This is a genomic window from Enterococcus sp. AZ156, from assembly GCF_051714165.1.
In the GTDB taxonomy this organism is placed as follows: domain Bacteria; phylum Bacillota; class Bacilli; order Lactobacillales; family Enterococcaceae; genus Enterococcus_B; species Enterococcus_B pernyi.
In genome coordinates, this window is sequence record NZ_JBIORI010000001.1 from 395495 (window position 1) to 412485 (window position 16991).

Annotated in this window: 9 protein-coding genes and 1 pseudogene; all 10 read left to right on the plus strand. The window is 40.7% G+C overall.

Annotated features, from left to right (window positions below):
* Positions 1 to 150 precede the first annotated feature (150 nt).
* The 10 genes and pseudogenes from IGJ95_RS02025 to IGJ95_RS02070 all read left to right on the plus strand — a co-directional run bounded on the left by IGJ95_RS02025 (position 151) and on the right by IGJ95_RS02070 (position 16954).
* Entirely contained in the window at positions 151 to 1260 is a 1110-nt protein-coding gene (locus IGJ95_RS02025; RefSeq protein ID WP_153829933.1) for a pectate lyase family protein, read from the plus strand.
* A gap of 486 nt (positions 1261 to 1746) precedes the next feature.
* On the plus strand, positions 1747 to 2103 hold the full coding sequence (locus IGJ95_RS02030; RefSeq protein WP_153829932.1) for an LPXTG cell wall anchor domain-containing protein: 357 nt from the start codon (positions 1747 to 1749) through the stop codon (positions 2101 to 2103).
* Positions 2104 to 2904: a WxL domain-containing protein gene (locus IGJ95_RS02035; RefSeq protein ID WP_153829931.1), complete on the plus strand. Its 801-nt coding sequence runs from the start codon at positions 2104 to 2106 to the stop codon at positions 2902 to 2904.
* Between the two features lie 81 nt (positions 2905 to 2985).
* Positions 2986 to 4047, plus strand: coding sequence for a DUF916 and DUF3324 domain-containing protein (locus tag IGJ95_RS02040; protein ID WP_438761373.1), 1062 nt, complete (start codon positions 2986 to 2988; stop codon positions 4045 to 4047).
* Between the two features lie 243 nt (positions 4048 to 4290).
* Positions 4291 to 8574, plus strand: a pseudogene (locus tag IGJ95_RS02045) (WxL domain-containing protein).
* Between the two features lie 73 nt (positions 8575 to 8647).
* Complete coding sequence (locus tag IGJ95_RS02050) at positions 8648 to 8995, plus strand: DUF7006 family protein (RefSeq protein WP_126133772.1); 348 nt, start codon at positions 8648 to 8650, stop codon at positions 8993 to 8995.
* Between the two features lie 838 nt (positions 8996 to 9833).
* Positions 9834 to 10142, plus strand: a complete 309-nt coding sequence (locus IGJ95_RS02055; protein WP_224434468.1) for an LPXTG cell wall anchor domain-containing protein — start codon at positions 9834 to 9836, stop codon at positions 10140 to 10142.
* A 24-nt stretch (positions 10143 to 10166) separates the two neighbouring features.
* Positions 10167 to 10973, plus strand: coding sequence for a WxL domain-containing protein (locus IGJ95_RS02060; RefSeq protein WP_438761375.1), 807 nt, complete (start codon positions 10167 to 10169; stop codon positions 10971 to 10973).
* A gap of 91 nt (positions 10974 to 11064) precedes the next feature.
* Positions 11065 to 12105 carry a DUF916 and DUF3324 domain-containing protein gene (locus IGJ95_RS02065; RefSeq protein ID WP_244062890.1) on the plus strand — a complete coding sequence of 347 codons (1041 nt, stop codon included), beginning with the start codon at positions 11065 to 11067 and terminating at the stop codon, positions 12103 to 12105.
* Between the two features lie 13 nt (positions 12106 to 12118).
* Complete coding sequence (locus IGJ95_RS02070) at positions 12119 to 16954, plus strand: WxL domain-containing protein (protein WP_438761377.1); 4836 nt, start codon at positions 12119 to 12121, stop codon at positions 16952 to 16954.
* Positions 16955 to 16991 lie beyond the last annotated feature (37 nt).

Here is a 16991-nt window from a genome sequence, read left to right on the forward strand (position 1 = left end):
TACAAATTTTAAGAGTAAAATCAGCTGACAATCTAAAAATATAATACAATGTGTTTTTTTAGATGATGGATTATCAATATAAAGCAATAACATGTATAATTGTAGTTAGAATATCGATTGAGTTCTAAAAAATAAAAAAAGGAGAATAGTATGCGAAAACTAATTATATTGTGCTTGTTGTTTTTTGGTGGTATAGCTTCGAGTACTGAAGCAGCAGAAATCCCTACAAATAGCTTTGGGTTTGCTGGCTATAGTACAGGAACAGTAGGTGGACAAGATGGTCGTCAAATTTTTGTTGATACGGCACATGATTTTCGGGAAGCTGTACGCGGCAATCAACCAGCGACGATTTATGTGAAAAGCAAAATTGATTTAACAGATTTATTTGTCTCTTCTCCAGGAGTAATAGTGGATGTGGGTTCAAATAAATCAATTATTGGTACCAGCCATCATGCAGAAATTACTGGTGGTGGTTTAAGAGTTCGTGGGCAAGAGCAAGTGATTATTAGAAATTTGAAATTAACCAATGCGCTATCTTTTGATGAAGGTGAGTATCCGGATGGTAGTGGAGGTATACAAACAAACGTGCAAAGTCGTTTGAATCCTGGTGATTTTACTGAAATCGATGCAATTACTATTGAGAATAGTCAGTATATTTGGATTGATCATAATTATTTTTCAGATGAACCTTGGACTGCAACTGAGGTACCAACTGGGAGCAATAGACATGATGGATTAATCGACATCAAACGAGGTTCGAATTGGATCACCGTTTCAAATAATATTTTTACCAATCACAATAAAACGATTTTGGTGGGTCATTCTGATTCAAATGGAGCGCAAGATATGGATAAATTAAAAGTTACATTTGCTTATAATTGGTTCAAGGGAACTGAACAAAGAAATCCTCGGGTTCGTTTTGGGGAAGTTCACGTTCTAAATAACCTTTATACGGATATTTCCAGCTATGGAATCGGTGTTGGTGTCAGCGCACAAGTCATTGCTGAAGAGAACACCTTTATTAATACGCGCCGATCTTGGGGGCACCCAGATGGCCCTCCTTCACCAATGGGATACCTATTGAATAAAAATAATCTTTTGATCAATAGTAGTTATGATCAAGATCAAACTGGAAAATACCAAGAAGTACCTTCATATGGTATCAATTGGAATCCGTCCGACTACTATAGGCTACCCTCAATTCCTGTAAATGAAGTTGAAGTATATGTGAAGGCGAATGCTGGACAATATACTGAGTAAGTCATGTATAACATACCTTAAGATGTGTTATTATTTCGAGTTAGTTAAAAGTTCACATAATTAGTAAGATTTAGATGTTTAACAGTAGTCCAACAGGGTATAGCCTATAGAACTTCTAATAATCATCCAATGAGTCTAGTTGAATTTACTTTTGAATGTAAAATAGGCCTTTATCAAAAATATTATTTTGCGTTTTAACCATGATGGTAAAAAGGAAAAACAATTTTTTCGCTTCCCTATGAAAAAATTGTTTTTTTTAAAATATATATTCTGTTATTATTACTGAAGTAAGATATTTATAAAAACTTTAATCTTTGCGTATTAATTCTCGAAAACCTTCGTTTTTAATAATGGTAATATGTTATTTATCTTCTTTAATATGAAACCTAATTTAATCACTTTTTCAAGACATCTGATGCAATCGGATGTCTTTTTTTTCGTCTCCTTAAAAACGAAGAGTTTCGAGAAAAATCAAGGAGGAGGGACATGATTAGGAAGAAACAACTCATTTTGACGGGCATACTGCTGTTCCTCTTTTTCTTTTCACTGCCTTCAGTGAGTGCGAAAGAAGTTCAACAAGTAGAAACCGAAGGATCAATTAGTTTTACTGGCACTTACGTGCCAATCGGGACACCAGATCCTACACCACCTGAAAGCATCAAAGAACCACCAATCACTGAAACTGCCAAACCAGAAAGCGCATTGCCCAAGACCAATACGACCACCAATCATTGGTTGATCGGGCTAGGATTCATAATTCTTAGTTTGGTTTTCTTTATCTGGAAAAAAAGAAACAATCATATACAGAAAATAAAACTAAAAAATGAAAGTAGGACTTATTAAATGAAATTAATCCGTTTAGCTACAATTGCTGTACTATCAACCACTGCATTAGCAGGAGGGGCTTCTACTGTTTTTGCCGATGAAGTTCAGAAAGTGACAACCGAAGGTCAGATCGAATTTCGCCCCGCTGGTGAAGAGGATGGGGACCTAGAAGTCATCAATCCTGAACCCGGTCCAGATGTCGAAATCGAACCAGAGGTACCAGGAACGACCGGCCCATTGTCCATTGTGAAAGCTGCGACAATGAATTTTGGGACACAAATTATTTCGAATCAAGATCAAACATACAGTATGGTGGCTGAAATGCAGAAACTAACAAATCCAGTCACAGATGGGCCAACACATGTTCCTTATGTCAGCTTCGCACAGGTCCAAGACTTACGAGGAAACAATGATGGCTGGGATCTAAAACTAAGTTTAAGTGCATTTGAATCCGGCACCCAAAATAAAACATTGACGGGAGCAGAAATCGAATTGGTAGGTTCACGTATTCAATACGAAGGGTCAAATGCTGTCAATGCTCCAGTGGCACATGCGGCCGGATTGAAACTGATCCCTAACGATGCGGCGCAATCTGTGATGACCGCAGAAAAAGGCAAAGGTGCGGGTGCTTCTTCCGTTGTTTGGGGAAATCAAGCGGAATTGAATGCTCAATTTTTGGATCCTACAAAAGAGGTAGTCGAAAACAACGCGATTCGCTTATCGATCCCAGGCTCAACTGCCAAAGATGCGACAACCTATAAGTCAACTCTGACATGGGAATTGACTATTACTCCAGAAAATCCACCAGTAGGTGTATAAGCCTTCTAACTAGATGAATTGACTCTCAACAGCGTTGCAGCTATTTGTAGCGCTGTTTTTTTAAAAGGAAGGAAGCATGCGATGAATAAACAAGTACGATTGAAGCTATTGAACAACGGGATTGGCTGGCTATTGATGCTCTTGGCACTAGTCATACTTTTCGTTCCCGTGATCGGCCATGCCGAAGAAGGTACATTAAATTTTTATGTGACGCCAGAATTTCCAGAGAGCCAGGTCGAGGGATCGAGTAGTTATTTTGACTTGAATCTGGCTGCTGGGGAAACCGAAAGGTTGTCATTAAAACTACAAAACGCCAGTAGCGAACCCATACAAGTTCAGATTACTCCCCACACAGCCTATACGAATGTCCATGGGGTGGTTGAATATGGCAAAGATGCAGAGGAACCTGATCCAACGTTATCTTACTCAGTGGATGCGTTGATTGAGACTTCTGAAGTGATTGACTTAGCAGGCAATGAGACTAAAACAGTTGAGGTGGCATTACGTATGCCGGCGGATTCTCTTGAGGGATTTCTAGCCGGCGGTCTACGCATCGCAGAAGTCAAAGATGAACAAGAAACAGCCACAAGTGAAGAAGAGGGTGTGGCGATCCAAAATGAGTTTGCTTACGTCGTGGGCCTCGTGGTCAGTAATACGCGCAATTCGGTTCAGCCGGATTTAGAATTGCATGATGTGTTTGCGGATCAATTGAACTATCGTAATGTGATCAGTGTGAACCTACAAAACTTTACACCTGCTTTTGTGAATCAACTGGCTGTCGAAGCGACGGTTCAACGTGCAGGAGAAGACGAGATTCTCTACACAGCGAATGAAGAAATGATGCAGATGGCACCAAACTCAAATTTTAATTTTCCAATCTCGTTAGAAGGGGATCGTTTCCAAGCCGGTGACTATGTGTTAAAACTAAAAGCCACTTCAGGAGAAGAAGAATGGTCGTGGGAACGGGAGTTTACGATTGAAGCCGATGAAGCCCGCAGATTTAACCGAGAAGACGTCACGATTGATACGAGCATCAACTGGTGGATGATTGGGACGATGATTCTAATTCTGCTTTTACTAGCCTTAGTTATTTATCTGATGGTTCAGAAGAAGAAGGTGCGTGAAAATGAATCAGAGAAGTAGAAAGGAGTGCGTTTGATGACGATGACCTGGAGAAAAACGAAGGTGCTTCTAAGTGTGACTTTAGTAGTTCTGCACGTACTCTTCTTGCCGGTAAGCATGATTTATGCAGAAACGGTTGAGGCACCTACACATGAGACAGAAGAAGATCTTGAACCATTGGAACTTCCGAGAATAAAAAATTTTTTAGAAGAGGGAGAAATAAGGGAACCTCGCTTTTTCTTTACACAATCGCGTATGCAAGGAATGATAGAAGAACCAATCAAAGTGACTTTCTTTTCTGACCAAGAAGTGTCAGAAGCGCGAGTCACCTTACCTAACGAAGCGAAACTACTAAAAGAGCAGTTGCCAGCGGGGCTTACTGCAAAACAAGGAGCGCACTCTCATGAATGGATAATCCAGACCGGGCGTGTACGAAATACCTTTGTCCTTCCAGTAGTATTTGACTCAATAGGAAACTATGAAGTCGCGGTGGAAAATGTGGCCGCGACTATTGAGGTGCAAGAACAAGAAGAGACGAGTGGGGAAGTCCCGGTCGAAGAAACAGAACCGTCCGATGAGAATTTTGTAGGACAAGAGGAGCTGAAAGAAGAAAATGGAATAGAAGGAGGGCAAGTTAATGAACAACCGACAGAAGAAGTTCGTGAGCCTGTGGTAGAAGCCCCGCAGGAGCAACAAATAGATGCGGAGTCAGAGGTGATTGAACCGACAGTCTTTGATGGAAAGACGGAAGAAGTCACTACGATGGCACAATTCAGAGCAGCCGTTGCCAATCCTGATATTGGGATCATTTCCGTTCAAGCCAATCTGACGGAAGCTACAGCAAATGTACTAACTGTGGATCGTCCGTTACTTATCCAAGGAAACGGCTATACCTTAACATTTGGCATAAATGGCTTTTATTTTCAACTAGCAGAAGTAGTGGAACCAAGTGCTTTTCGAATTGAAAATACAAGACTTACAAAAGTTGGAATAACACCATTGATCAACGCAACGGTAGAAAGCAGTAAAAATTGGACTGTTGAATTAGAAAATATTACCGAGATGAATGCGAATACCATGCGATTAGCTTCTCTTCCTGAAGGAAATATTCATTTTACAGGTGGCGTATCAAACTTCACACGCACAACTTCTGCACAAACTTTCATCGTAGCAAAAGAAGTCTTAGCAACAAATCAAGCAGAGGTAACTATTAGTCGAGGGAATGCGACGGTCTTGTTTTCTTCTGCTGCAGTAGCGGATCCAAAGATGACGGTAGAACAAGGTGCCACAGTTACGATCACAACTACTGCTGGGAATGCCAATACGATTGATCTAAGAGGAGAAAATCCAGAAATAGCCGTTCAAAATGGACATTTGTCAGTAGGTACAATAGGGCCAGCTACTGCAACTACACCAACAAATACAACTAATAATACGATCGTCCTTTCCGGTGTATCTCCTAAGTTTAATTTGGATCAAGAAAGTACATTCTCTCTTCGAACGACATTATCAAAAAGAGGAATATATCTTGCTGGAAACAATTCGCAACTTACGGTAAATAACTCGGAATTTTCTGTAACTTCTGCGACCGCAGAAGCAATTCGGTCAGAAGGGCAGAACGGGATTTTAACAATAGTAAACTCTAATATGAATTTAACGACAACAACTGGGAGAGCGATGAGAGTAAACGGAAAAATTAATATACTAAGGTCAAACCTTTCCACTAACTCTACAACAGGACTGCCTATATCTACGGATAATGCCAATGGAGAAATCGTTATTGATGAGAGTCAACTGAATTTAACCATGAGTAGTTCTAACAACGGTATCCTATTAAGCGGTACAGACTCATTATTAAAAATATCAAACAACAGTGAAGTAAAGTTAACCAGTGGAAGTGGAACAGCCCGAAATATATTATTTAATGGAGCACGTTCAAAGATGATTATTGAAAATCAATCCAAATTAATTTTGAACACAAGTGGACCGACAAGTGCTGCAACTGATACAGCTAATAATGCTATACAATTTGTAGGAGCATCATCAGAACTAACAGTTAGCAATCAATCTATTTTAGATGTTAACGTAACGGCAGGGGCGAAGAGAGGGGTCTTCTTCCAAGCAAGTAATGGGTTATTCCAAGTCATAGATGGATCTGAGATTAATATTTCTACGGATGCAGCAAATTCCGTTCATTTAGCAGGAACTAAACATACTATATCTATTAGTAAAGAAGCTAAAGTTTATCTTAAGAGTAATTGGACTACTGAAGCAGATCAAAATGCAAGCTTGTTTATAGGAACTAATGATAAAAGTGAAATAAACTTTATTATTTCAGAAAAATCATTGTTACAAGCCGATGCGAATATGTCGAGCGCTATAGTATTACAGGGAACTGAAAATAAATACACGGTAGCAGATACAAGTGAATTGCTATTAAAATCAAACAGAACGACAGGTAGTACAACTGTTGATGGCTCATACGGTAATGCAAGGGCCACGTTGAGATTTTTAAATTCAGGATTTAGTGAATTTAATATCAATAATAGCAATGTGTTTATTGAGAAATCTAGTGGAAATGCTCCTGGAATACGCATGTTGGGTGATAATAATCATATCATGGTTTCTAATGGTGGGAAATTGTATGTAAATAATCCTGGTGACGGACAAGTTAGTAATGGAAATACCGCTGGCGGCAATCAGGGTATTCATTTAACTTCTGGAGATAATACATCATTCTCCGTAACAGATCCGGGGTCACAAGTTACTATTTTAGCTGAAAATGGACCAGCTATAGATCTATCTGGAATGGGGAAAGTAAAGAATAACAATGGTGGTTATTTTGAAGCAGTGGGCAGAACTGCGACTGCTTCTGGTGGAGTATTTAGAGCAGGTGTGCTAGATGTAGAATTTGACAATCCTTTATTTATGGACTTCAGAAATAATCGATCTGGAGGAGGAAATCTATTTAATGTCGCAAGCGGATCTAGTTTAAAGGCATCAAATAGTGATCTAGCAGTCTGGAGAAATGGGTCAAACTTAGACGGTGATCCAGATTTGAATTTTCCAACTTTAGATTTTTCTTTCTCTGGGACAAATTTCAATACTTTAGGAGCCACTAGTCAACCAGACATATTGAATACTGGGACTTTTGGTACCACAGGATTGACGACATATTCTAGATTAAGTTCAAATAATGCCCGGTGGGCAATTGCAGATGAACTCAGGGTCCCAACAAATGCCGATAAAAAGATTCATGGACATATCAGCATTCCAGTTGGATTAGAAGAAAGCCGTTCTGCTTGGGAGGGGGAAGCTACAGTCATTGTAGAAGTTGAACGTGCTAATGGAACGAAAACAGAACATACTGCTAAAACTGTGGGACACTCAAATGAAGAACCAGGCATCAGTATCTATGGCGAAGAACCACGTGCTGGATTATTTGAAGTAGAGTTAGAAGAGTACCTACAAAAAGGAGATAAGGTCAAAATTAAAGACGTTCGCTTAACTTCTGGAGAGTTAACACAAGGATATGAAAATATTATCTTAACAGATACAGTAGAAGTCTTTCCCGTCATTCCGCCAACACCAGCGAAGTTTTCTTCTTCTGTGGTTTCAAATGATAGTACAACGATTCAAGGTTTCACGGAAAACAAAGAAGTAACGGTTACTGCTACCCATAATGACGAACCGATAAATACAGAAAATGTAGTTGTTGAAAATGATGGCACCTTCACATTAGACTTAAGTGATCGAATATTACAAGAAGACGATAAAATTCAAGTGTTCTTAAAAGACCGTGAGGGATCTGCTGCAGCTGCAGGGGTTATGAATCCGCCTATAACGAATGATGAACAAGGGAATATCAATCCAAAATCACCGCTTTCTTTTCGTGATAAATTGTTTGATGAAGCAACGGTTTTAATGGTCCAGGACCTGCGACCTGTTTCACCTGTGGATCCATTAGATCCAGAAACAGAAATCAATCCAGAAAACAAACCACAGCTTCCTGAAGATCAGGGAAGGTTAAGTATTGATTTTGTCTCACAGTTACAATTTGGTACGCAAGGCATTTCAGTAACTGATCAAACCTATTATGCGCAACCGCAGCGATTATTGAATGAAGATGGGACGGTCAATGAGACAGAAGAACGGCCAAACTATGTTCAAATCAGCGACCGGCGACCAGAAAATGATCGCAATGGCTGGCAGCTTGCTGTGACACAAAATAATCCATTTACCTCAACCAATAATCGAGAATTGAACGGGGCGCGTTTGCGCCTGACAAACCAGCAACTGGCGACCGCCCAAGGCGGCAGTGTACCGGAATTCCAATAAACCAATCCATTGGCACTGGTTCCAGGAAACCGACGGATTCTGTTAATGGCCCAAGGAACGGAAGGGACTGGTACCTGGATCTATCGGTTTGGCGATCAAGAAACGGCTAATAAAAGTGTGGCTTTAGATGTGCCAAAAGGCGCAAACCCTGAAGCCACTCGCTATGAAACAACCTTGACGTGGGAACTTAGCGCCGTTCCTGACAATTAAAAATAGGAACAGAGCGTAAGATTTTTCCTCTTTTACACTTAGAACGGATGAAGACGAGAAAGGAGCGGGTAGGATGGAAACACCTCTAATGAAGGACGAATATATGCGTCAGTTTCAAGACACCGTGACACAAGCTAAAAGAGAGACCAGGGAACTGGAGGAGTATCTGGTGCAACAATTCGAACGACTGAATCAATTGACGAGTGAGGTCTCGCCAGACAACTTTTGGGAGACACTTCCTGAAGTCCTGGGTATCGATGCAAAACTAACACTCATTGCAGAACTGATTCGGTATGACGATTTTTCGACGCAAGAGATTCTGCGACTCGTTGAAACAGATTATCGCACGTACCTTAAAGAACTTTGTGGTAATGAGTTAAGTGCGGAGACCAATCACTCACTAGTATTTCATGTCGTATAGAGTGAGCCTAGCATTAGGTCATTGTAAAAAAGTGTTCAGAAAATTATTTTCTGGACACTTTTTTTTATAAGTTTTGTTTGGACGACTTCATTATGTTTTGTGTCAATGAATCATTGTTCTAATTAAATTGTTTTCTGGATAATCTTTTTGAATGCACATAATTAAAAAATTATTTTTTCTCGAAACTCATCAAAAAAGAAACTGTTCAGTTAAGCGACATATTCGCTGTTTTTCAAAATAATTCTTCTGAAGAGTCAGAAACTTAAAAGTTTTTGATCCTTTTTTGATTCCTCATTTCAAAGCTCTTCTAGTTGCTCAATTAATTAGGTCAAAAAGTTATTATCTTTTTGGGACAACAGAGTATACCCTGTTGGACTTTCTATTTCGCTTTTAAACACTTAAATTAGAAAATGACATCGAAGTTGAGCAAGAAAAATAAAAGATAAGGATCAAAAAACTTAAATATTTTTGATCCTTATCTTTTATTTTTTTTGAGCACTAATTATTTTCTCCCATTCATTCTGATGAATCAATGATTTCATTTGTTTTTTTGGGTTATTTTCTAGATATGCATAACGAGGTGAAAATTGTGATTTTCAATCTTATATAAATTGTTATAAGATAATGAGTATAAGGAAGGCTGAAGGTTAAGCCTTGTTTATTCACTAAAACGTATTAGAAACCATCGTTTTTGGGTGTACAGCAAAATAGACATCTGAACTTGTCAGATGTCTAAAGTAATGTTGTTAAATTGGCGTTTCGATGACTTAGCATACATAAGTATTCGTTATTCTAAAAAACGATCGTTTTTGAGATAGATGTTAAAGGAGGAGGGAAGATGCGAAAAACTATTGGTCTTATGATTGGTCTAATGTCCCTAATAATAGCGATACAATTTCCCCTGCAGGTGTATGGTACACAGGTCCAATCCGTCGAGTCAGAAGGATCTATTGGGTTTACAGGAACTTATGAACCAATCGGTCCACCAGATCCACCTCCCAGCACCAGCACACAAAAGCCAGGAGGAACTTTGCCAAAAACCAATATGACCGGTAGCTCACTTGGGCTATGGATTGGAAGTTTCTTAGTGGCAGGTGTTTTATTAGTCGTAGGGAATAAAAAAAGAAAAGAAACACAAGAAAATTAATTAAAAGAAAGCAGGAATTTAAGTATGAAATTTATTCGTTTAGCAACTGTAGCCGCATTATCAACCACGATTTTCGCAGGAGGTGTACAGGCTTTCGCTGAAGAGGGAAACCAAGAGTCAAAAGAAGTACGTAAAACAACAACGACCGGTCAGGTCACCTTCACTCCAAATATTGAAGACACAGTAGTAGAACCTGATCCTGAAGGTCCAGATGTGACGATCCCACCAATTCCTGGTACGGGACCACTAACGATTGCAACAGTTCCAACAATGACCTTTGGAACGAAAGTTATCTCAACTGCTGATGAACATTACAACATGATTGCGGAAATGCAACAGAAAGCCGGAACAACAGGCGAGGAAAATATGATTCCTTATGTCAGTATGGCACAAGTTCAAGACACCCGCGGAACGAATGAAGGATGGGAACTGAGCGTGAGTTTAAGTGAATTTCAAGCAAAAACAGATACCCTAAATAGTGTGTTAAAAGGCGCCAAAATTACGTTATTCGATCCTTCCCTTCGTTACAGTGTGAATGATGCAAATCAGGAACCGACGATTCACACAAGTGGTTTAGAGTTGATTCCAAGTGAAGAGGCCGTGCCGGTCATGACAGCTGCTAACCAAAAGGGTGGCGGAACTTCTTCCGTTGTTTGGGGAGATCATGATGCGCTCGCAAAACAAGTAGAAGATGGGGTAGATGTCGTTGAAAATAAGGCGATCCAATTGTTTGTTCCTGGCTCGACTGCCAAAGATGCAGTAACGTATACCTCTACATTGACATGGGAATTAGAACTAACACCAGATAATGAGGAACCTGATGCGGTTTAAGAAGTAAACCATTCCTATTTCCATGTTCCATTAGTCACTGGCAGCGTTACAGATTTCTGTGACGCTGCTTTTTTAGAAAGGATTATGACAAATGATACACAAACAAACGATACAAAAAAGTCTATGGTTGCTTATAGCGCTCTTCTTTTTCTTGCCGCAGGCGGTCCAGGCCGAAGAAGCGAGTTTAAATACGTACGTTACCCCTCTTTTTCCAGAGAGCCAAGTGGATGAAAGTAAAGGATACTATGAGTTATTACTCCCTCCTGGACAAAAAGAGACTTTGCGACTAGAAGTCGGAAATTCCAGTTCAGAACCAATCAACGTTCAGGTGACACCGCATACGGCTTATACTAATACTTTGGGTAATGTCGAGTATGGCAAAGATGTTGAAGAAGCGGATCCATCCTTAATCCACTCCTTGGATGAGCTGATGACTCCTTCGGAGGTCATTACATTAGCTGGAAATGAAACAAAGGTTATAGAAATTCCTCTGCAAATGCCTAAAGACGCCTTTGAAGGGTATTTAGCCGGCGGTTTAAGGATCACCGAAGTAAAAGAAGAGGAAGATAGCGATGCCCCAGGAGGAGAAGGCATAGCTATCAAGAATGAGTTTGCCCATGTGGTTGGTGTGGTCGTTAGTAATACTCGAGACTCGGTGCAACCGGAGTTGGAACTATTAGATGTGTTTGCGGATCAATTGAACTACCGCAATGTGATCAGCGCCACGTTACAAAACTTTACCCCCACTTTTGTCAATCAATTGGCGGTGGAAGCGACCGTAAAACGAGTAGGGGAGAACGAGGTGCTCTATAAGGCTGAGAAAGAAATGATGCAGATGGCCCCAAATTCTAATTTCAACTTCCCGATTTCTTTAGAAGGCGACCGTTTTCGAAGTGGGAACTATGTCCTAGAATTAACAGCTACATCGGGAGAGAATGAATGGTCATGGACGCGTGAATTTACGATTGAAGCCGAAGAAGCCCGCAAGTTAAATCGAGAAGACGTAATGATTGATTCTGGTGTCAATTGGTGGATGATCGGTTCGATTATTTTGCTTATTTTAATGCTTGGACTTGTGCTTTACCTGATGTGGCAAAAGAAAAGAGCACGTGAAAGCGAAAAAGAAGTGTAGAGAGGAGGATTCCATGAGAAAGCTAATGAAAAAAGGAATGCTCATTTTAGGGACGATGATTCTTGTTCTGCATGCATTCCTCCTGCCAGTAGGCATCGTCTATGCGGAAACCACGGATAGAAAGGTAGGGGGGCAAGTACAGGAAGAAGAACAATTGGAACTTCCATCCATAAAAAACTATCTAGAAGTGGAAGAAGAAGGCAATCCTCGCTTTTCCTTTCCTCGCTCTCACCTTCAAGGAACGGTTGAAGAGCCATTGAAGGTGACATTTGTTTCAGATCAAGAGGTGTCAGAGGCAAGAATTACCCTTCCAAAGGAAGCGCAGCTGGTAAAAGATCAGTTACAAGCTGGAGTTACCGTAAACCAAGAAGAATCAGATGAATGGGTGATTCAAGCGGAGCGTGTACAACAAACGTTTGTGCTTCCAGTGGTATTTAAATCTGAAGGTAATTATGATGTGTCCGTCGAAGACGTAACTGCGACACTTGAAATATCGGAAAAGGAAGAAACGGAGACTGAAGATCAACCAGAAATGAATCAGGATTCATCTAATGAATCAAATGAAGAACATGAGCAATATCCAAATACGACTGAACAATCAGAAGAAAAAGAAGCGCCTGTAGCAACCGAAGAATCGAAAGAGGAAGCTACTCCTTCTGAGAACGAAACATTCAAACAGGCGGTCTTTGATGGAAATACAGAAGAAGTCTCAACAATGGCTGCATTCAGAGAGGCTATCGCAAATCCTGAAGTCAGCATTATCTCTGTTCAAGCAAATTTAACTGAAACTACAGCAAATATCATGACGATCGACCGACCAATCAAGATACAAGGAAACGGACATACGCTGACTTTTGGTAACAATAGTTTTTATTTTCAATTAGCAGAAGTGAGTGAACCAACGAGCTTTCGGATAGAGGACGTAACAGTTACAAAAACCGGCGCTACACCTTTAGTCAATGCAACAACAGAGGTTAGCCACAATTGGACACTAGAAATAGAAGATGTAGCAGAAGTCAATGCCAATACGATGCGACTAGCATCAATTCCAAAAGGTACGGTTCAATTTACAGGTGGCACGAATAACTTTACACGCACAAGCTCTACGCAAACTTTCATTGAAGCAAAAGAAGTCAAAGCAATCAATCAAGCAAAAGTAACGATCAGTCGTGGAAATGCCACGATCTTTCTAGCAGCAGCGACGATTTCCGAACCTAAACTAACAATCGAAAACGGTGCAAATTTAGCAATTACTACGACTTCAGGTGTGGCAAATACGATTGATTTTAGAGGAGAAAATGCGGAGATTGCACTCCAATCTGGTGGGGATTTAACGATCAATACAGTAGGAACGACTGCTACTCCTACTAATATAAGAAATAATACGATTGCTATGACTGGAACAGGACCGAAAATCACCGTTCTTGATAAAAGTAACTTGACTACGACAAGTACTGCAGCCAAAAGTGGGTTACATCTATCCGGAAATAACCCCCAGGTAATTGTGAATGATTCGAAATTATCTGTGACCTCAGCCACACAGTCAGCCATAAATCTATCAGGTGATGAGCCAACATTTTCTGTAATGAATAGTCATACTGATATTCGTTCTGAAATAGGGACCACACTTGCCTTGACAGGTGTATCGCCTAAAGTCAACTATGTGGGGTCTATAGGGAGTTTAATAAGTACCACCGGACAACGATTGCATTTGAACGGCGCCAACCCTCAATTATTATTGGAACAGACCCAACTGTCAATGTCAGCTACAACCGGCCGTGGAGTCTATTTAGAAGGAACAACGCCACAAGTATTACTAAATGATAGTAGTATTGAAATGACAGATACAGGTGCTTCTCAAGGTATGATTTTGGAAGGAACGGATGCGTTACTTTCTTTAAAAAAGAATAGTATTTTCAACATTTCTGGAGGTGGAACAGGAACACTAGAAAATATTCAAGTTGGGAATGATAATGCAAGACCTAAGATAGACTTAGAAGATGGCTCAAAATTAGCAATAACCGCTACCAGTGGACCTGGTGCAGGGTCTGCCACAGCCAATAATGCCGTTCATCTCAGAGGAAATGAACCAGAACTAAATATAACAGACGGAGCGAGTATTGCCATTGATATTACTTCTGGTAATCGGCGTGGCATAGCGCTGACCGGGAATAATTCTACTACACTCGTTGATTCTAGTGATATAAGTTTGAAGCTGGGGGGGAGTGGTGTAGGTTATGCTGCAACAGGAACTACTAATAAATTAGCCATCTCAAAGAGCCAGTGGGAGGCGAACGGAAGCTCTGGACACAATATTCATATGGTTGGGGCCAATAGCACAGTCTTACTTGATCACTCTGATGCTGTTTTTGAAGCAGCCAGCTCTGGTAGGAATATTTGGTTAGCAGGAGCAGATTCAGTTCTTGCTATAGAAAATGGTGCCCGAGTAAACGCAACATCAGATAATGCGAACAGTATAACCATACATGGCGCACGTGCATTATTACAAATGAGTGGGTCTGAATCAAAGATGGAAGTAATTAGTAATGTCAGCGCCGGTGAAATCAATGCAGCGGTTTATCTAGGTGCTGCTAGCGCTACTACTACTTCAGGAGCTGCAAATCCTAATGCTGAAGTTAGATTGACGGAAGGCGCAAAAATGAACGTCCATGCAAATCGTGCCTCTGCGTTAGGTTTGCTTAGCTTAAATGGCCAATTTAACCTGTTAAAGCAGTCCGAATTAAATTTAACTGCAGGAAGTACCAATGAATCGCAGAATGGAGCTGTCGCTGTCTTACGTTTTATACGTGCAGGAGGCTATCAGTTTACAATAGACAATGCAAAAATGAACATAAGTAAATCTGGAGGAAGAACACCAGGTATTCGTATGTATGGTGGCAATAATCATATTTTAGTTAGGAACGGAGGGCAATTTTTCATCTATAATCCTGGGAATGGTACACCTATAGATCAAGATACGTCCTCTGGTTTGGCCAACCAAGGGGTACATTATCCTAGGGACGGGGGTAATTCTTTTGTAGTTAATGGTTTGGGTTCTAAAGTTCAAATTATTGCGGACAACGGTGCAGCGATCGATATGGAAAGTCAGACGGGAGAAATTGAAGCACGAAATGGTGCGACTTTCATTGCCCAAGGACGAACAGCAACAGATGCGGCAGGAATTTTCAATGCTGGAAATTTAACTGTTGATTTTGATAATCCGTTATTTATGGACTTTCGAAATACTCGCGTCGGTGGTGGGAATATATTTAATGCTAGTAGTGGATCGACATTAAACGCAATAAATAGTGATTTATCTGTTTGGCGAAAAGGCGCTGATTTGAATGGCGACCCAAATTTAGACTTCCGAAGTATTGATTATTCGTTTACTGGAACAAATTTTAATACGTTAAGAGAGACAAGTGACCCCACACAACTAAATACGGAAGTATTTGGCAACACAGGTTTAACTGCGTATAGTCGTTTAAGTAGTAATAATGGGCGCTGGGCTATCGTAGATGAGCTGAGAGTACCAACCAATGCTGATAAGAAAATCTATGGGCGCGTGAGTCTTCCTGTAGGATTAGATGATAGTCGCCCAGCATGGGACGATGAAGCGATCGTGACAGTCGAAGTAGAATCTCCATCAGGACACACGCAAGACTATACGACTAAGACCGTCGGTCATTCAGACGAATCACCAGGTATCAGTATCTACGGAGAAGACCCACGTGGCGGACTTTTTGAAATCACCTTACCTGAACCCCTTGAAGCAGGATCAAAAGTTCGAATCAGTCACGTAGAATTAACCAGTGGCGAACTGACCGAAGGGTTTGACCACCAGATCTTAACAGATACTGTGGAAGTCTTTCCAATCGTCCCTCCGGCACCTGCGAAATTCTCATCTTCTATCATTGGTGAAAATAGTAAAACCATCCAAGGGATTTCAGAAAATAAAGAAGCTGAAGTAACCGCAACGCATAATGGGCAACCCTTTGATACATCAGATGCCACTATCAACGATGAGGGCAGATTTACACTTGATTTAAGTGAACTCTCATTACAAGAAGACGATGAAATTCAAATCTTTTTACGGGATAATGCAGGATCCGCAAAAACCGCAGGGGTCGTTGATCCACCAAAAACAAATAATGATCGGGGAAATATTAATCCAACAACAGCACTGCCTTATCATGACGTCACATTTGAATCTGCGACGATTTTAACAGTTGGGGATCTTGGTCCAGTCTCTCCGGTAGATCCGATGAATCCAGAAATAGAAGTCGATCCAGAGAATAAACCTGAGCTCGAAGAAGACCAAGGCTTGTTAAGCATAGATTTTGCTTCTCGATTCACATTTGGCCAACAAGCAATCTCTACGCGAACGAAGCGGTATTATGCGCAACCGCAACGCTTGTTAAATCCGGATGGAACCGTCAATGAGGCTGAAGAGCGACCAAACTATATCCAGATCAGTGATCGACGGCCAGAAGAGGAACGTCACGGCTGGCAATTAGCAGTTACGCAAAACATTCAATTTACGGATCTACAGGAAAATGAACTAAGAGGGGCACGTTTGTCTTTAACTAATCAACAATTGGAGTCTATTCGCGGAAGTGATGAACCGATGTTGTATAATCAAGACGGTGTTACCTTAATTCCAGGAGAAAAGACTAAACTTCTGACCGCGCTCGATGGCCAAGGAGCAGGTACCTGGATCTATCGGTTTGGTGACGGTGAAAGTGCAAGCGAAAGCGTGGCACTTGAAGTCCCTCCAACCGCGAATCCAAGAGCAAGCACCTATGAAACAACACTCACCTGGGAACTAAGTGTAGTTCCCGACAATTAGTCACAAGAAAGAAAAGGGCTGCGGCTCTTTTCTTTTT